The sequence below is a fragment of the Streptomyces sp. HmicA12 genome (assembly GCF_000373565.1).
Classification (GTDB): domain Bacteria; phylum Actinomycetota; class Actinomycetes; order Streptomycetales; family Streptomycetaceae; genus Streptomyces.
Genome location: NZ_KB891820.1, coordinates 418,903 through 434,445 on the forward strand (window position 1 = coordinate 418,903; position 15,543 = coordinate 434,445).

Below are 15,543 nucleotides of genomic sequence, written 5' to 3' on the forward strand. Positions count from 1 at the left end.
CCCATGGCAACGCTTGAAATCAAGGACCTGCACGTCACCGTCGAGGCGGACAACGCCACGAAGGAGATCCTCAAGGGCGTCGACCTGACCGTGAAGCAGGGCGAGACGCACGCCATCATGGGCCCCAACGGCTCCGGCAAGTCGACCCTCGCCTACTCCCTCGCGGGTCACCCCAAGTACACGATCACCTCGGGCACCGTCACGCTCGACGGCGAGGACGTCCTGGAGATGTCCGTCGACGAGCGCGCCCGCGCCGGCCTCTTCCTGGCCATGCAGTACCCGGTCGAGGTCCCCGGCGTCTCCGTCTCCAACTTCCTGCGCACCTCGGCCACGGCCGTGCGCGGCGAGGCCCCCAAGCTGCGTACCTGGGTGAAGGAGGTCAAGGAGGCCATGGAGAAGCTCTCCATGGACCCGTCCTTCGCCGAGCGCAACGTGAACGAGGGCTTCTCCGGCGGTGAGAAGAAGCGCCACGAGATCCTCCAGCTGGAGCTCCTCAAGCCGAAGATCGCGATCCTCGACGAGACCGACTCCGGCCTGGACGTCGACGCGCTGCGCATCGTCTCCGAGGGCATCAACCGCGTCCGTGAGAACGGCGAGGTCGGCACCCTCCTGGTGACCCACTACACGCGCATCCTGCGCTACATCAAGCCCGACTTCGTGCACGTCTTCGCGGGCGGCCGCATCGTCGAGTCCGGCGGCGCCGAGCTCGCCGACCAGCTCGAGGCCGAGGGCTACGACAAGTACGTGAAGGGTGGCGCATCCGCGTGACACAGCTGCCGGGCCTCCTCGACACCGAGGCGATCCGCAAGGACTTCCCGATCCTCGACCGGGTGCTCCACGACGGCAAGAAGCTCGTGTACCTGGACAACGCGGCGACCTCGCAGACGCCGCGCCAGGTCCTCGACGTCCTGAACGAGTACTACGAGCAGCACAACGCCAACGTCCACCGCGGCGTGCACGTGCTGGCCGAGGAGGCCACGGCGCTGTACGAGGGCGCGCGCGACAAGGTCGCCGCGTTCATCAACGCGCCGAGCCGCGACGAGGTCATCTTCACGAAGAACGCCTCGGAGTCGCTCAACCTCGTCGCCAACATGCTCGGCTGGGCCGACGAGCCGTACAAGGTCGACCACGAGACCGAGATCGTCATCACGGAGATGGAGCACCACTCCAACATCGTTCCGTGGCAGCTGCTCTCGCAGCGCACCGGCGCGAAGCTGAAGTGGTTCGGTCTCACGGACGACGGCCGTCTCGACCTGTCCAACATCAACGAGGTCATCACGGAGAAGACGAAGATCGTCTCCTTCGTGCTCGTGTCGAACATCCTGGGCACCCACAACCCGGTCGAGGCCATCGTGCGCCGCGCCCAGGAGGTCGGCGCCCTGGTCCTGATCGACGCCTCGCAGGCCGCCCCGCACATGCCGCTGGACGTGCAGGCGCTGCAGGCCGACTTCGTGGCCTTCACCGGCCACAAGATGTGCGGCCCGACGGGCATCGGCGTGCTCTGGGGCCGCCAGGAGCTGCTCGAGGACCTCCCGCCGTTCCTCGGTGGTGGCGAGATGATCGAGACCGTGTCGATGCACTCGTCGACGTACGCTCCGGCGCCGCACAAGTTCGAGGCGGGCACGCCGCCGATCTCGCAGGCCATCGGCCTCGGGGCGGCGATCGACTACCTGAACTCGATCGGCATGGAGAACATCCTCCGGCACGAGCAGGCGCTCACCGAGTACGCGGTGAAGAAGCTCCAGGACGTCCCGGACCTGAAGATCATCGGCCCGGACACGGCCGAGGACCGGGGCGCCGCGATCTCCTTCACGCTCGGCGACATCCACCCGCACGACGTGGGCCAGGTCCTCGACGAGCAGGGCATCGCCGTCCGGGTCGGCCACCACTGCGCGCGGCCGGTCTGCCTGCGGTACGGAATTCCCGCGACCACGCGAGCGTCGTTCTATCTGTACTCCACGCCCGGCGAGATCGACGCTCTCGTCGACGGCCTGGAGCACGTACGGAACTTCTTCGGCTGAGGGGCTGGCTGAGAACGTGAAGCTGGATTCGATGTACCAGGAAGTCATCCTGGACCACTACAAGCACCCGCACGGCCGGGGCTTGCGGGACGGCGACGCCGAGGTGCACCACGTCAACCCGACGTGCGGCGACGAGATCACGCTGCGCGTCAAGTACGCGGGCGAGACCATCGAGGACGTCTCGTACGAGGGCCAGGGCTGCTCCATCAGCCAGGCCTCGGCCTCCGTGCTGAACGACCTGCTGGTCGGCAAGGAGCTCACGGACGCGCGGAAGATCCAGGAGACCTTCCTGGAGCTGATGCAGTCCAAGGGCCAGATCGAGCCGGACGACTCGATGGAGGAGATCCTGGAGGACGCGATCGCGTTCGCCGGGGTCTCCAAGTACCCGGCCCGAGTCAAGTGCGCGCTGTTGAGCTGGATGGCGTGGAAAGACGCGACGGCACAGGCACTGAGTACGTCAGAGGCTCCGCCTCGGGCGGAGGAGGCGAAGACCGCATGACCGAGAACGCTGTTGAGATGAAGCCGGCCTCCGAGGAGGAGGTCCGCGAGGCGCTGTACGACGTCGTCGACCCCGAGCTGGGCATCGACGTCGTCAACCTGGGCCTGATCTACGGCATCCACATCGACGACGCGAACATCGCGACGATCGACATGACGCTGACGTCGGCCGCGTGCCCGCTGACCGACGTCATCGAGGACCAGGCCAAGTCCGCCACCGACGGCATCGTCAACGAGCTGCGGATCAACTGGGTCTGGATGCCGCCGTGGGGCCCGGACAAGATCACGGACGACGGCCGCGAGCAGCTGCGCGCGCTCGGGTTCAACGTCTGAGCCCTCGTGCTCGACGCGTGGCCCCGGTGGGTTTCCACCGGGGCCACTCGTCGTATTGACGCGGCCCTGCGACTGCCTACGCTGACCGCCATGAGCAACAGCAGCGGTACGCCGACCATCTCCCTGTCGGCGCGGTACCTGTCGGGGACCGTCGGAGCCGGTGAGGACCCGACCGTCACCGCCACCGTCGCGCAGAGCGGGGCCGACGCCTCCGCTCTCGCCGTGAGCGCGGACGCCGGCAGCGCGGCGGCCGTGGCAGGGGCCGAGGAGGTCACCGTCAGCGGGAGCGGGGCGACGCGGACCGTCGCGGTGACCGCGCGTGGCCAGGGGTACACCGACCTGACCCTGAAGGTCACCGGACCGGACGGGGAGAGCGCCACCGCCGTGCTGCACTACGCCGCCTCCGCCGCCGTCCGGCACGGCGACGACGTACGGCACTTCACCGGATCGAGCGATGCGTCGGCGGCCGTCGACGTGGGGGACGGATACGTCGTGGTCGCCGACGACGAGTCCAACGTGCTGCGCCTGTACGACCGTTCGCGGTCCGGGGCGCCCGTGCGCACCTGGGACTTCAGCGAGCAGCTCGGGGTGCGCAAGGAGATCGACATCGAGGGCGCGGCACGCGTCGGTGACCTCGTCTACTGGATCGGCTCGCTCGGCAACAACAAGCGCGGCGCGTACAAGAAGCAGCGCGACGCCGTCTTCACCACGACCGTGCGCGGCAGCGGATCCGATACGCAGCTGGCGTACGGGCAGGCCTACCGGACGCTGCGCGAGCGGCTCGTCGCGTGGGACGTGGCCGGCGGGGACCGGTACGGGTTCGCCGCCGGGACCGCCGAGGGCCGGGAGCCCAAGCGGATCGACGGGTTCAACGTGGAGGGGCTCGAGTTCGCCCCGGGATCCGCCTCGACCGCGTACATCGGGTTCCGCGCGCCGCTCGTGCCGCCGCGGGAGGGCGGCAAAGCGCTGCTCGTGTCCGTCACCAATCTCGACAAGGTGCTCGCGAGCGGGGCCGACCCGGATTTCGGCCCGCCCGTCGAGCTGGACCTGGGCGGGCTCTCCGTGCGTGACCTGCGCAAGAACTCCGCCGACCAGTACCTGATCCTCGCCGGGCGCTGGGACGCCGAGGACAACTCCGCCCCGTACGCCCTCTACCGGTGGGACGGGCGCTCCGACGGCGTCCCGGAGAAGGTCGCCGACCTGCCGACCGGTGACCCCGGCGGCTGGGAGTGCATCGTCGACGTCCCCGACCTGGATCTGCCCGGCGGGCGCGTCCAGCTGATCACCGACAACGGCTCCGCCGATCTGTACGGGGACGGGACCAAGGCCAAGGACCTCGACCACGAGGAGTGGAAGAAGTCGCGGACGGCCTGGTTCACCGTGTCCTGAGCGGGCCCGGCCGGGCCTGGCTTCGTACGGGATTCTCAGGCCGCTGCAAGGGCCCCCTCAGCGAACCCGCCGACGCTGGGCGGGTGAGCGACTGTGACCCTGTGCGTCCCCTGTTCGTCGTGGGCTGTCCCCGGTCGGGAACGACCCTGCTGCAGCTGATGCTGCACGCCCATCCGCGGATCGCGCTGCCGCCCGAGACCCGGTTCGTGCTGCCCGCGTACCGGCGCCGGCTCGGCTTCGGCGATCTGCGGGAGCGCGCGAACCGGGCCGGGCTCGCCGCCTGGATCACCCGGCGCGAGGCCACCCGGTTCCACGAGCTCGGCCTGGACACCGCCGAGGTGGAGCGGCGGATCGTCGAGGCGCCGCCCACGCTCGGCTCGGCGCTCGGCGAGGTGCTGCGCGCGTACGCCGACGAGCACGGCAAGGTCCGCTGGGGCGACAAACGGCCCGCGTACGCGCTGCACGTCCCCGAGATCCTGCGGCTCTTCCCCGACGCCCAGTTCGTGCACGTGGTGCGCGACGGGCGGGACTGCGCCGGGTCGCTGCTGCGGATGCCGTGGTGGCACAGCGGCTTCCACGAGGCCGTCGCCACCTGGGCGCAAGTGATGGACGCGGCCGACAACTGGCGTGCCGGGCTGGGGAGTTCGCGGTGGCACGAGGTGCGGTTCGAGGACCTCGTCGCCGACCCCGAAGCCCGGCTGCGCGGCATCTGCGCCTTCCTGGGCGAGGAGTACGTGCCCGAGATGAGCGAGCCGTACCGGCTGGCGGGGACGGCCGTGCCCGAGCGCAAGACCTGGCACGTGCACACCCGCGGCGCGTTGGACGTGTCGCGGGCCGGTACCTGGGAGACCAGGCTGACGCCCGATCAGATCCGGCTGTGCGACGCCGTGCTGGGGGACCGGCTGGCCGCCCGCGGCTACGCGCCCGCCGGGAGTGTGCGGCCCGACCCGGCCGAGCTCGCGCGGTACCGGAAGGTGGCAGGACTGCGCCGGGCCGCGTACGCGAAGCGGCGGCTCGTGGACCGGGCGGTGCGGGTGCGCGAGCGCGGGGCGGTCGACTTCCGGACGGCCGCCTAGAGGCCTCCCGGCGGGGTCCCCGTACCGGTTTATGTACGGGCGTACGCAACGATATGTACACTCGTACGCATGGGATACGTGACGCTGGCCGGCGCCATCGCCGCCGAAGTGGCCGCCACCACGGCGATGAAGTACAGCGAGGGGTTCAGCAGGCTCTGGCCCTCCCTGGTCACCGTCACCGGGTACCTGGTCGCGTTCGCGCTGCTCGCGCAGACGCTGAAGACCGTGCAGGTCGGCACCGCGTACGCGATCTGGGCGGGCACCGGCACCGCCGTCATCGCCGCGATCGGCATGCTCTTCCTGGGGGAGGGGCTGACCCTCGCCAAGGCCGCCGGGATCGTGCTCGTCATCGGCGGCGTCGTGCTGCTCAACCTCGGCGGGGCGCACTGATGGCGGCGCGGCGCCACGACCCCGAGCGGCGCCAGCGGATCATCGACGCCGCGATCCGGGTCGTCGGGGAGAAGGGCATCGCGGGGCTCAGCCATCGCACCGTCGCCGCCGAGGCCGATGTGCCGCTCGGTTCGACCACGTACCACTTCAAGACCCTCGACGAGCTGATGGTGGCCGCGCTGCGGCAGGCCAACGAAGGGTTCGCGAAGGTCGTCGCCGCGCGCGGCGCCTTCCAGGACCCGGACGGCGACCTCGCCGGTGAACTGGCCGGGCTGCTCGGCGAATGGCTCGCCGGGGAGCGGGTGGGGGTGGAGCTGGAGTACGAGCTGTACCTCGCCGCGCTGCGCCGCCCCGCGCTGCGGCCCGTCGCCGCCGAGTGGTGCCAGGAGCTGGCCGAGGTGCTGGCCGCGCGCACCGACCCCGTCACGGCGCGGGCACTGGTGGCCCTGCTGGACGGGATCTCGCTCCAAGTCCTGCTCACGGACGGCGCGTACGACGCCGGGTACGCCCGCGAGATGCTGGCCCGGCTGATTCCCTGAGAAATTCCTGTGGGGCGTGAACTCTGCGCGGGGCTGCGGGGAACAAAGGCTGACACGCCGAGCGGGCCCCGGGGGACACGGGGGTGTTCCCGGCCCCGCTCGGCCCCCACCCGCAGACGGAGGATTCGTGAGCGGACCCCCGGGGCCCGTCGCCGGGCCCGGCGACGACGACGGCCTGATCATCGCCAGATCCCTGGAGCAGCCCGAGCTGTTCGCCCTGCTCTACGACCGGTATGCGCCCGACATCCACCGGTACGCGGCCCGGCGGCTCGGCGAGCAGGCGGCGGACGACATCACCGCCGACACCTTCCTCACCGCGTTCCGGGTGCGCGCCCGCTACGACACCACGCGGGCCGCCGCCCGGCCGTGGCTGTACGGGATCGCCGCGCACCTCATCGGCAAGCAGCGACGCAAGGAGGTGCGCGGGCTGCGGGCGCTGGCCAGGACCGGGCGGGACCCGGTCGCGGCCGGCTGGGTCGAGGACACCGCGGACCGCGTCACCGCGCAGGCGCCGCTCGCCGACGCGCTCGCCGCGCTGTCCACCGCCGACCGGCACGTGCTGCTGCTCGTGGCCTGGGCCGATCTGACGTACCAGGACGTCGCCGAGGCCCTCGGCATACCCGTCGGGACCGTCCGGTCCCGGCTGAACCGGGCGCGCAGGAAGGTGCGGGCCGCGCTGGGAGCGGACCCGGCGTTCATGAGTGACATGGCGGAGGTGGTCCGACCGTGAACGTGGACGAGATGAAGGACGTACGGGACTTCCGGGCCGGGGCGCCGACGCCCGACCGCGGACGGCTCGCCGCGGGGCGGGACCGGCTCACCGCCGCCGCCAGGGGCGGCCGGGTACGCCGGATGCGGGCCGACTGGCGACTTGCGGCGGTCGGGGCGGCCGCCGCGCTGACCGCGGTCGCCGTGCTGGCCAGCGGCATCGGCGGGGACGGCGCCGCCGACCGGTCGGTGCCAGCCGACACGCGAAAGCTGCAGGGATCGGTCGGCGAGGTGCTGGAGCGGGCCGCGGACGCCATGGAGAAGGCCGACCCGCCCGCCACCCCGCGCGCCGGACAGTGGATCTACGAGAAGAAGCTCTCCCGCGATCCGGGAATCTGGCCCAAGAGCAAGAGCAATACCCAGCCTTCGCCGAAGACGGGCCCCCAGGAGTCCTGGACGCTGTACGCGGACCCGCGCTTCGAGAACGGAAAGGAGGGCGACGACCGCTCGCCGCGCGAACGGCTGCAGTTCCTGAACGCGCTGCCGGACGACCCGGCCGCCGTGCTCAAGAAGGTCCGTGCCTACTACCCGTCCGGCAAGGACGATCCCGAGTCCGAGGGGGAGCACGACATGCGCGCGATGAGTGTCGTGCTGGAGACCCGGCCCATGCCGCCGAAGGCCCTCGCCAAGCTGTACCGGGCGCTGGCCGCGGTCCCCGGCGCCGAGGTCACGCCCCGTCTCGTGCACGACGCCGCCGGCCGGGACGCCATCGCGGTCGGACACGACGAGAAGGGGCAGAAGGTCCGCCGCGAGATCCTGATCGACCCGCACACCTACCAGTACCTCGGTGACCGGTGGCTGATCGTCAAGGACTACAAGGAGTCCTTCAAGGCCTTCCCGGGCGACGACACCCCCGACCGGCCGTGGAAGGCCGGCGACGTCATGTTCCAGAACGCGCTCCTGGACACGGCGGTCGTCGACCACAAGGGGGACCGCCCCTGACCGCCCGCGACTCGTGCGACCTGTGGCGACGGGGGCGGCGCCCGGCACCTGAGACGCCGCCCCCGCTGGTTCGCTCGAACAGGGGCCCGCCGATTAAGTTGGCCCCCATGACCGACACGACCCTTGCTTCCCGCTCCACCGGCGCCGTCGCCGCCGGCCTCGCCACCGTCACCGCCGACGGCACCGTTCTCGACACCTGGTTCCCCGCGCCCGAGCTCGTCGCCGAGCCGGGCCCGGCCGGTACCGAGAAGCTCTCCGCCGACAAGGCCGTCGAGCTGCTCGGCGAGGGTGCCGCCAAGGCCGTCGGCCCGGACGCCCGCCGCGGTGTCGAGGTCGTGGCCGTACGCACGGTCATCGCCTCCGTCGACGACAAGCCGCTGGACGCGCACGACGTGTACCTGCGTCTGCACCTGCTCAGCCACCGCCTGGTTAAGCCGCACGGCGTGAACCTGGACGGCCAGTTCGGCTTCCTCGCCAACGTCGCCTGGACCTCGCTGGGCCCGGTCGCCGTCGACGACGTCGAGAAGGTCCGCCTGAACGCCCGCGCCGAGGGCCTGCACCTCCAGGTCACCTCGATCGACAAGTTCCCGCGCATGACCGACTACGTCGCCCCCAAGGGCGTGCGCATCGCCGACGCCGACCGCGTCCGCCTCGGCGCGCACCTCGCCGAGGGCACCACGGTCATGCACGAGGGCTTCGTGAACTTCAACGCGGGCACGCTCGGCACGTCGATGGTCGAGGGCCGCATCTCCGCCGGCGTCGTCGTCGGCGACGGCTCCGACATCGGCGGCGGCGCCTCCACGATGGGCACGCTCTCCGGCGGCGGCAACGTCCGCATCGTCATCGGCGAGCGCTGCCTCGTCGGCGCCGAGGCGGGCGTCGGCATCGCGCTCGGCGACGAGTGCGTCGTCGAGGCCGGTCTCTACGTCACCGCGGGCACCCGCGTCACGATGCCCGACGGCGAGATCGTCAAGGCCCGCGACCTCTCCGGCGCCTCCAACATCCTCTTCCGCCGCAACTCGGTGACCGGCACGGTCGAGGCCCGCCCGAACAACGCGGTCTGGGGCGGCCTGAACGAGGTCCTGCACAGTCACAACTGATCATCGGCAGCCGTGACCTACGGCTGTCTCTTCGATCACCGCTCTGAACTGCGGCTTAGCTGTCGCCAGTTGTCAGCGCTGGTCACCAACGAGCGCCCTTCCACGGCCCCAGGACGGCCCGGGAGGGCGCTCTTGCGTGAGCGCACCGCACCAGGAGCTCGCTCGGCGGCTTCAGCTTCCCGCGGGGGGCGGTGGGGACCAAGTCGCCTGGGAGCCGGGAGCGTAGGTGTTGATCTCCGACTTGCTTTCCTTGGCGAGAAGGACGATGAGCGCGATCCCCGCCAGAGGCACCAGCACGAGCAGCATGAACCAACCGCTGTGGCCGGCGTCATGAAGACGTCGGACGCCCACCGCGACCGTGGGAATCGTGACTGCCAGGGCGTAGGTGAAGCAGTACAGGGGCTGGTCAAGAGCAGTGCCGAGACCCCACAACGCGTACAGGATCACAAGGTTGAACAGCATGTACATCCAGTATTCCTTGCGGCTCGCGCGACCGCGGAATCCGAAGTAGTTTCTGAGCGCCTTGATGTACCAGGTCATTGGCTTCCATCCCCACCCCACGCCCGGTTCCGCACACTGCGGGTCACCTGAGCGGAACGAGGCTAAGGACGGCAAAGCCGCACGTCAAGAGGTGATCAGCGGGGCGGCGGCACCGGTCGGGCCACGCTCGGACCCGGGCCGCCCGCGTGCGCGCAGAAGAATTTCCGCGCCGGTGACATAGCGGGGGGCGTCCGCAGGCGTCACCAAGGTCAAGAGCGCCACAACGGTGGTGGGGGAAGTGATGGTGACGATGGATGCCCTGCACGACGAGGGCGCGGAGAGCTTCCGGGAGTTCGTGGCGAACCGGTCGTCCGCGCTGCTGAAGACGGCCGTGCTGCTCAGCGGCGGCGACCGGCACGCGGGCGAGGACCTGCTGCAGAACGCGCTGATCAAGGTCGCGGGGAAGTGGAACCGCGTCGAGGACCCCGAGGCGTACGTGCGCCAGGTCCTGTACCGGCAGCAGGTCGGCCGGTGGAGACTCAAATGGCCCAGGAGAGAGGTGAGTTACGGGGAGGTGCCGGACGGCGCCGCCGCCGAAGGGGGCACGTCCTCCGCCGAACTGCGCGTGGTCGTGCGCGAGGCCCTCGGCCGGCTCACGCCCCGCCAGCGCGCCGTGCTCGTGCTGCGCTACTTCGAGGACCTGCCCGAGGCGGACGTGGCCCGGCTGCTGGGCATCTCGGTGGGAACGGTGCGCTCCACCACCCACCGCTCTCTGGCCAAGCTGCGCGGCCTCGTGCCCGAGCTGTCCGGGCTCGGCCCGGCCGACGCCGAGCAGCCGCCGTCCCGCGACTATGCGCCCGTGGAGGTGCGCCCGTGAACGTCGACGAACTGCTCAAGGAGGCGTTGCGCGAACAGGCGGACGATGTCGGGCCCGCGCCCGCCGACCTCGCCGACCGGGTCTTCGTGACCCGACGCAGGCGCAGGACCCGCGCCGTGGTGTCCGCGGCGGTGGCCGTCGCCGCGGTGGTCGCCACGGTGGTGGCGGTGCCGCGGATCGGCGGCGGCGAGGACGTCAGGCCCATGGACGTGATCGGCCCCGCCGATGTCGTCGCGCACCCGGACCAGTCGCCGCCGAAGGACGCGATCGCGGCCGGGCGGACGGCGCTCGCCGCGTTCACCACGTACAAGGACGTGTACTACAAGAACGGCGACGGGCGGCTGACCCGCACCTACGGCGTGCTCGACCCGACGACGAAGAGGTACCGCAAGACGACTGAGTGGTCCGTGCTGACCGTCGCGCCGGGCCTGCGCACCGCCGCTGTGCTCGAACAGAAGCTGCCGGCCCGGCGGATCGGGCTGCTCGACCTCGCCACGAACAAGGTGGAGCGCTGGATCCCGGTGGAACAGGGGGTCGCCGGGATCGAGTACTCGTCCGACGGCAGCAAGCTTCTCGCGACGACGTACAAGAAGGACCCGGACCACCTCTACAAGGAAATCGAGGTGAACTACGTCACCAGTAACGGCAAGAGCAAGACCCGGCCGGGGCCTGGGCGTCCGTCGCGCACCGGGTTCTCCGTCATCGACGTAGCCAGCGGGAAGGGGAAGTGGGTCGCCAAATCGCAGGAGGGGGATCCGTTCGACCACAACGCGCGGGAGGACTTCTCGTTCAGCCCGGTCGGCAACTATGTCTTCGACACGAGCATGATGGGTGACATCGGCTCCACCTACTACGACTTCGACGGCCGCAAGGTGCGCGCGCCCGCCGGGGCCGAGCACGTGCAGCCGTACGTCGAGGCGGGCCTGTCGCCCGACGGCAAGCATGTCGGAGGGGGGTTCGCGGGCAAGGGTGACCAGATCGCCGTCGCCGTGAACGACGCGAGGACCGGCAAGCTCGCGGAGAAGCTGCCCGCCCAGCAGGTGATCGCCTGGGCCGACAGCAAGCGGATCATCGCCTGGGGCTGCGAGCCCAAGAAGTGCGGAGGCAAGGGGGAGTTCCACAACCAGCTGCTGCTGATCACGCTGGGCACGCACAAGGTCGTCCCGCTGAGCGACTTCCGCAAGGCGTCGGCCGACTACCCGGGGCGCTGGTCGCCCCAGTTCCAGACGCGCTGACCAACGCGTCGTACGCCGCGAGCAGCCCGTCGGCCACTTCCTGGCCGGCGGGCCGCAGGGGTGCCCGGACCGTCCCGCCGCCCGGCAGGCCGAGCGCGGCCAGGAGGGCCTTCACGGTGACGGTGCCGGGCAGCCCTGCACCCATCGTCAACTCCGTGAGCGGGACGGTGAGCCGCTGGCGGCGGGCCGCCTCGGCCGTGTCTCCCGCGTCGTACGCGTCCAGGATCACGCGGAAGGCGCGGGGCGCGGCGTTCGCGACCGTCGAGACGTACCCGGCACCGCCGAGGGCGTACAGCGCGAGCACGTACTCGTCGCAGCCCGTGTAGTACGCCAGATCGGTGGCGGCCATGACCTTCTGGGTGCCGAGCAGGTCGTACGCGCAGTCCTTCACGGCGACGATCCGGGGGTGGCCCGCGAGCCGGATCATCGTCTCCGGCTCGATGCGGGTGCCGGTGCGGCCCGGGATGTCGTACAGCATCACCGGCAGGTCGACGGCGTCCGCCAGGTCGCGGAAGTGCGCCTCGACGGCGTCCTGCGGCGGCCTGCTGTAGTACGGGGTGACCGCCAACAGGCCGTCCGCGCCTGCCTGTTGGGCCTGCCGGGCGAGCGTGATCGTGTGCCGGGTGTCGGCCGTGCCGATGCCCGCGACGACCGTGGCGCGCCCGTCGGCCGCCTCCCGCACCGCCCGTACGAGGTCCGCCCGCTCGGCGTCCGTCGTGGTCGGGGACTCCCCGGTGGTGCCGGACAGCACGAGCCCCTCGCAGCCCTCCGAGATGAGCCGGTCGGCCAGCTTCTGCGCGGCGTCCGCGTCGAGGGCGCCGTCGTCGGTGAAGGGAGTGACCATGGCGCACAGGGCGCGGCCGAACGGGGTCTGGTTCATGAGTGCAGTGTCGGCCGCCCCATGGTGAAGCTCCACTTAAATCTGCTACGAGGTCGGGCGGAGCTCTGCTGAAGAGAGCGTGCGGCGGGTGCGAGGTTTCGGTTGTTCTCGGCCAGTTTTGGCCGAGAGGGCATCTTCAGCCACTCTGCCCGGAATCCGATGAACTGCACAGAAGGCGTTTCTGAGTTCATAAGGGGTTTCTGGTGCGAGACGTGGTCCTGGCCCTGACCATGCCCGTGCTGATGTGCGCGAGCGGGATCTACGCGGCCGGCGCGGCCTGGTGGCGGCGCGGGCATCCGGCGCCGCCGCCGTACTCGCAGGCGGGGCTGCGCCTCGCCGGTGAGCGGGTGGTCGCCGTCGCCGAGGCGGTGGTGGCGGACGAGTACGCGCTGTGCGGGGGTGGCGTAGGGTGCCCGGATGATCGAGGTGCCGGAGGCGTTCGCACACGGAACCGTCGCGCGTGAAGGGGAGCGCGGGGCGGCCTGGATCGAGCAACTGCCGCACATCGTAGGTGAGTTGACGGCACTCTGGGACTGCGTTCCCGACGGTGACGTGCTGCACGGCGGGGTCGGCGTGATCGTCCCCGTACGGCGCGGCGGCAGGCCCGCCGCCATGAAGGTGTCGTTCCCGCACCCGGGCAACGTCCACGAGCCGGACGCCTTCCAGGTGTGGGACGGACGCGGCGCCGTCCGCCTGTACGAGCGCGCCGACGACCGGTACGCCATGCTCCTCGAACGAGCCGGGGCGACGACCCTCGCCCAGTGCGGCGACCCCGACGAGATGATGGCCGTCGCCGGACGGATCAGCCGCAGACTCGCCGTCCCCGCCCCGCCGGAGCTGCCCCGACTGCGGGACAGCGCCGGCGAGTGGGAGGCACAACTCCGCAAGGACGACGGCGAGTTGGATCACCGGATGCCGATCCGGGTGCTGGACGCCGCCCTCGCCGCCGTGCGCGAACTCGGCCGGAACCAGCCGGACACGCTCGTCCACGGCGACCTGCACGCCAGGAACATCCTGGCCGCCGACCGTGAACCCTGGCTGGCCGTCGACCCGAAGGGCTGCGCCGGCGACCCCGCCTACGACGCCGGTGCGGCCCTGAAGGCGCACATGCTGCTCCTCGTGGCGGAGGACGACCTCGACAAGGCCGTGCGGCGCAGCATCGACATCTTCGCCGAGGCCGCGGGGCTCGACCGCGAGCGCGTCCGGCGCTGGTGCCAACTCCACGCCGTCCAGGCCGCGTTCTGGGGCATGCGGCACGGATTCCGCCGGGCCCGCGACGGCTCGCGGCGCGACGAGATCGTGGTGCTCGCGGAGCGGCTGGCCGGGACCCTGACCGAGTAGCGGCCCGGGACCGTGACCGAATGGCAGGCCGAGTGCGCCCGTGCGCCGGTGCGCGCCGGTGTCAAATCTCCCCGAATGCGCCACCATGAGAGGCCGTAGCTCACGGGTTGTTCAGGGGAGGCAGCATGAGGCTCGGAAAGGCACTCGCCACCGGAATCGCCGAAGAAGCACCGCGGGACGTCGTCGTGGAGCCCGAGATCACCGACGAGAAGCGGGAGTTGCCCGCCGAGGACGCCGCTCCGGAGCCCGTCGAGGTCCCGGCCGCCCGATGAGGACGCGGCTCCCCGAGGAACGCCCGAAGGAGCCGCCCACCGGATACAAGATCGCCCACCTCGTGCTCGACGCGGACGGTGGGCGTGCCGGTTTCCTGGGCGTCTCGCTCGGCGCGGCCGCGCCCTACCGGGTGCTGGACGAGGCGCGGTGCGTCTACGGACGACGGCACCGCGCCCCTCACCGGCGCTGCGACTGCGGCTTCCACTGCGTGCACGAACGCGGCACCGCCGAGGGCCTGTTGGTGCAGGCCGAGCATCGCAGGGCGGTACTCCTGGAGGTCTCCGTCCTCGGCCCCTACATCCGCTTCGAGCGCGGCTTCCGCTACGCCCGGCAACGCGTGCGCACCGCGACCGTCGGGCCGTGCCCGTGCGGCGCCGGGGCCTCGGTGCTCGCCGACGCGGGGTGGGGGCGCGACGGGCGGCGGGCCCTCGAAGCCGCGTGCGGCGGCTGCGCGGGAGGCCGGGCGCGCTGGACCCTCGCCACGTTCGCGCGGCTCGCCGGGGGCGGGCTGCGGATCGTGGCGGCACCCGGCGTGGACGCCCTCGGCGACGCGCCCGGGATGCCGGAACTCGCCGCGGAGGCGGCCCTGTTGCAGGCCAGACTCGACTGGTTCCAGGGCCAGCTGGGGCGGCTCGGCGAGGCGATGGGCGGCGACGAGCCGGGGGTGCGCTGACCGCGCCTTGACCTCGACCACGGTCGAGGGCCGAGCCTGGGACGCGTGGATCACCGCCGCGCCTCCAGGAGGAAGCCATGGCCCCGCCCGCCACGAACCCGGACACCGAGCTGGCCCTCGTCTCCACCTGGGACGTGGGCGGCCCCGACGGACAGCGGGCTGTGCTCGACGCCATCGAACGCGCCTGGCGGACCCGGCCGTGGCCGCACACCGGACTGCTGTCCTACGGCGTCGACGAGGGCGCCGACGGCACGACCCTGATGCACCGCTCGCGGTGGCGGGACCTCGCCGCGTACGAGGACTTCTTCCACGGCGCGGGCGACAGCGACGGCAACGGACGCGACGACCGCAACGCCGAGATCGACGCCGCCGTCCCCGGCATCCGCCGCCTCGGACTGCACAAGACCCGCCTGCTGCACAGCAGTTGGGGGCTCGCTCGGGGCCGCGCCCCGCGGGTCGTCACCGTCACGGTGGGGGAGCGCGAGCCCGCGCCCGTCGAGGGGCCAGGGCTGATCGCCGTACATCTGCACCGCACGCTCGACGGCTCCGCGTACCTCGCCCGCGCCGCATGGGAGAGCGGGCGCGACGCCGTGGAGGGGGACCGCTACCGGCCCGCGCTGCGGCTGACCCCCGCCGACCTCTGAGGGCCCGACGACGGGCCGACACCCGGCCCGGCACCCAGTCCGGCACCCAGTCCGGCATCCAGTGCGGCACCCAGTCCGGCACCT

20 protein-coding genes are annotated in these 15,543 nt (G+C 71.5%); 18 read left to right on the top strand and 2 right to left on the bottom strand.

All coding sequences use genetic code 11. The features are described from left to right. Positions 1-3: 3 nt before the first annotated feature. The 11 genes from sufC to dapD all read left to right on the top strand — a co-directional run bounded on the left by sufC (position 4) and on the right by dapD (position 9,056). The gene (sufC, locus tag B072_RS0128195; RefSeq protein ID WP_018533309.1) at positions 4-768 is read left to right on the top strand and encodes a Fe-S cluster assembly ATPase SufC; all 765 of its coding nucleotides are present in this window, start codon (positions 4-6) and stop codon (positions 766-768) included. Further along, positions 765-2,021: a cysteine desulfurase gene (locus B072_RS0128200; protein ID WP_018533310.1), complete on the top strand. Its 1,257-nt coding sequence runs from the start codon at positions 765-767 to the stop codon at positions 2,019-2,021. Before sufC ends, B072_RS0128200 begins: the two co-directional genes overlap by 4 nt. A gap of 16 nt (positions 2,022-2,037) precedes the next feature. Beyond that, positions 2,038-2,520, top strand: a complete 483-nt coding sequence (gene sufU / locus B072_RS0128205) for a Fe-S cluster assembly sulfur transfer protein SufU (RefSeq protein WP_018533311.1) — start codon at positions 2,038-2,040, stop codon at positions 2,518-2,520. Beyond that, positions 2,517-2,852, top strand: coding sequence for a metal-sulfur cluster assembly factor (locus tag B072_RS0128210; RefSeq protein WP_018533312.1), 336 nt, complete (start codon positions 2,517-2,519; stop codon positions 2,850-2,852). The genes sufU and B072_RS0128210 overlap by 4 nt, the downstream gene beginning before the upstream one ends. A 90-nt stretch (positions 2,853-2,942) precedes the next feature. Continuing rightward, positions 2,943-4,241, top strand: a complete 1,299-nt coding sequence (locus B072_RS0128215; RefSeq protein WP_018533313.1) for a DUF3616 domain-containing protein — start codon at positions 2,943-2,945, stop codon at positions 4,239-4,241. Between the two features lie 101 nt (positions 4,242-4,342). Further along, complete coding sequence (locus B072_RS44235; RefSeq protein ID WP_018533314.1) at positions 4,343-5,317, top strand: sulfotransferase family protein; 975 nt, start codon at positions 4,343-4,345, stop codon at positions 5,315-5,317. Between the two features lie 69 nt (positions 5,318-5,386). Beyond that, the gene (locus tag B072_RS0128225; RefSeq protein WP_018533315.1) at positions 5,387-5,707 is read left to right on the top strand and encodes a DMT family transporter; all 321 of its coding nucleotides are present in this window, start codon (positions 5,387-5,389) and stop codon (positions 5,705-5,707) included. Continuing rightward, a complete protein-coding gene (locus B072_RS0128230; protein WP_018533316.1) occupies positions 5,707-6,246 on the top strand; it encodes a TetR/AcrR family transcriptional regulator in 540 nt (179 codons plus the stop codon). The genes B072_RS0128225 and B072_RS0128230 overlap by 1 nt, the downstream gene beginning before the upstream one ends. A gap of 127 nt (positions 6,247-6,373) precedes the next feature. Next, a complete protein-coding gene (locus tag B072_RS0128235) occupies positions 6,374-6,976 on the top strand; it encodes an RNA polymerase sigma factor (RefSeq protein WP_018533317.1) in 603 nt (200 codons plus the stop codon). Then, positions 6,973-7,956: a CU044_5270 family protein gene (locus B072_RS0128240; protein WP_018533318.1), complete on the top strand. Its 984-nt coding sequence runs from the start codon at positions 6,973-6,975 to the stop codon at positions 7,954-7,956. Before B072_RS0128235 ends, B072_RS0128240 begins: the two co-directional genes overlap by 4 nt. A gap of 107 nt (positions 7,957-8,063) precedes the next feature. Continuing rightward, a complete protein-coding gene (dapD, locus tag B072_RS0128245) occupies positions 8,064-9,056 on the top strand; it encodes a 2,3,4,5-tetrahydropyridine-2,6-dicarboxylate N-succinyltransferase (protein ID WP_018533319.1) in 993 nt (330 codons plus the stop codon). A gap of 171 nt (positions 9,057-9,227) precedes the next feature. On the opposite strand, the gene B072_RS0128250 is transcribed toward dapD, so the two are convergent. Beyond that, positions 9,228-9,596 (bottom strand): DUF805 domain-containing protein, encoded by a 369-nt coding sequence (locus tag B072_RS0128250; protein ID WP_018533320.1) that lies wholly within the window; start codon positions 9,594-9,596, stop codon positions 9,228-9,230. A 241-nt stretch (positions 9,597-9,837) separates the two neighbouring features. Here B072_RS0128250 and B072_RS0128255 point away from each other — a divergent pair, with 241 nt between their 5' ends. Together B072_RS0128255 and B072_RS0128260 are read left to right on the top strand one after the other, a co-directional pair. After that, the gene (locus B072_RS0128255) at positions 9,838-10,413 is read left to right on the top strand and encodes a SigE family RNA polymerase sigma factor (protein WP_018533321.1); all 576 of its coding nucleotides are present in this window, start codon (positions 9,838-9,840) and stop codon (positions 10,411-10,413) included. Beyond that, positions 10,410-11,648 (top strand): hypothetical protein, encoded by a 1,239-nt coding sequence (locus B072_RS0128260; RefSeq protein ID WP_018533322.1) that lies wholly within the window; start codon positions 10,410-10,412, stop codon positions 11,646-11,648. The genes B072_RS0128255 and B072_RS0128260 overlap by 4 nt, the downstream gene beginning before the upstream one ends. On the opposite strand, the gene dapA is transcribed toward B072_RS0128260, so the two are convergent. After that, positions 11,551-12,528 (bottom strand): 4-hydroxy-tetrahydrodipicolinate synthase, encoded by a 978-nt coding sequence (gene dapA / locus B072_RS0128265; RefSeq protein WP_018533323.1) that lies wholly within the window; start codon positions 12,526-12,528, stop codon positions 11,551-11,553. The two genes, B072_RS0128260 and dapA, sit on opposite strands and share 98 nt — an antisense overlap. 203 nt (positions 12,529-12,731) lie before the next feature. On the opposite strand from dapA, the gene B072_RS46875 reads away from it, so the two are divergent. The 5 genes from B072_RS46875 (at position 12,732) to B072_RS45745 (ending at position 15,459) form a co-directional block, all read left to right on the top strand. Continuing rightward, positions 12,732-12,992 carry a hypothetical protein gene (locus tag B072_RS46875; RefSeq protein ID WP_078506609.1) on the top strand — a complete coding sequence of 87 codons (261 nt, stop codon included), beginning with the start codon at positions 12,732-12,734 and terminating at the stop codon, positions 12,990-12,992. Continuing rightward, a complete protein-coding gene (locus B072_RS0128270; RefSeq protein WP_018533324.1) occupies positions 12,946-13,869 on the top strand; it encodes an aminoglycoside phosphotransferase family protein in 924 nt (307 codons plus the stop codon). The genes B072_RS46875 and B072_RS0128270 overlap by 47 nt, the downstream gene beginning before the upstream one ends. A 125-nt stretch (positions 13,870-13,994) precedes the next feature. Then, entirely contained in the window at positions 13,995-14,141 is a 147-nt protein-coding gene (locus tag B072_RS48800) for a hypothetical protein (RefSeq protein WP_018533325.1), read from the top strand. Then, on the top strand, positions 14,138-14,815 hold the full coding sequence (locus B072_RS0128280) for a hypothetical protein (protein ID WP_018533326.1): 678 nt from the start codon (positions 14,138-14,140) through the stop codon (positions 14,813-14,815). Before B072_RS48800 ends, B072_RS0128280 begins: the two co-directional genes overlap by 4 nt. A 77-nt stretch (positions 14,816-14,892) precedes the next feature. Continuing rightward, a complete protein-coding gene (locus B072_RS45745) occupies positions 14,893-15,459 on the top strand; it encodes a hypothetical protein (RefSeq protein WP_018533327.1) in 567 nt (188 codons plus the stop codon). Positions 15,460-15,543: the final 84 nt, after the last annotated feature.

Excerpts from the sequence above, each read along its gene's own strand:
- sufC (WP_018533309.1), top strand. The coding sequence starts at position 4 with ATGGCAACGCTTGAAATCAAGGACCTGCACGTCACCGTCGAGGCGGAC.
- B072_RS0128230 (WP_018533316.1), top strand. The coding sequence starts at position 5,707 with ATGGCGGCGCGGCGCCACGACCCCGAGCGGCGCCAGCGGATCATCGAC.
- B072_RS48800 (WP_018533325.1), top strand. The coding sequence starts at position 13,995 with ATGAGGCTCGGAAAGGCACTCGCCACCGGAATCGCCGAAGAAGCACCG.
- B072_RS0128250 (WP_018533320.1), bottom strand. The coding sequence starts at position 9,596 with ATGACCTGGTACATCAAGGCGCTCAGAAACTACTTCGGATTCCGCGGT.
- B072_RS0128225 (WP_018533315.1), top strand. The coding sequence starts at position 5,387 with ATGGGATACGTGACGCTGGCCGGCGCCATCGCCGCCGAAGTGGCCGCC.
- B072_RS0128215 (WP_018533313.1), top strand. The coding sequence starts at position 2,943 with ATGAGCAACAGCAGCGGTACGCCGACCATCTCCCTGTCGGCGCGGTAC.
- B072_RS0128280 (WP_018533326.1), top strand. The coding sequence starts at position 14,138 with ATGAGGACGCGGCTCCCCGAGGAACGCCCGAAGGAGCCGCCCACCGGA.
- dapA (WP_018533323.1), bottom strand. The coding sequence starts at position 12,528 with ATGAACCAGACCCCGTTCGGCCGCGCCCTGTGCGCCATGGTCACTCCC.
- B072_RS45745 (WP_018533327.1), top strand. The coding sequence starts at position 14,893 with ATGGCCCCGCCCGCCACGAACCCGGACACCGAGCTGGCCCTCGTCTCC.
- B072_RS0128255 (WP_018533321.1), top strand. The coding sequence starts at position 9,838 with ATGGTGACGATGGATGCCCTGCACGACGAGGGCGCGGAGAGCTTCCGG.
- B072_RS0128210 (WP_018533312.1), top strand. The coding sequence starts at position 2,517 with ATGACCGAGAACGCTGTTGAGATGAAGCCGGCCTCCGAGGAGGAGGTC.
- B072_RS0128270 (WP_018533324.1), top strand. The coding sequence starts at position 12,946 with ATGATCGAGGTGCCGGAGGCGTTCGCACACGGAACCGTCGCGCGTGAA.
- dapD (WP_018533319.1), top strand. The coding sequence starts at position 8,064 with ATGACCGACACGACCCTTGCTTCCCGCTCCACCGGCGCCGTCGCCGCC.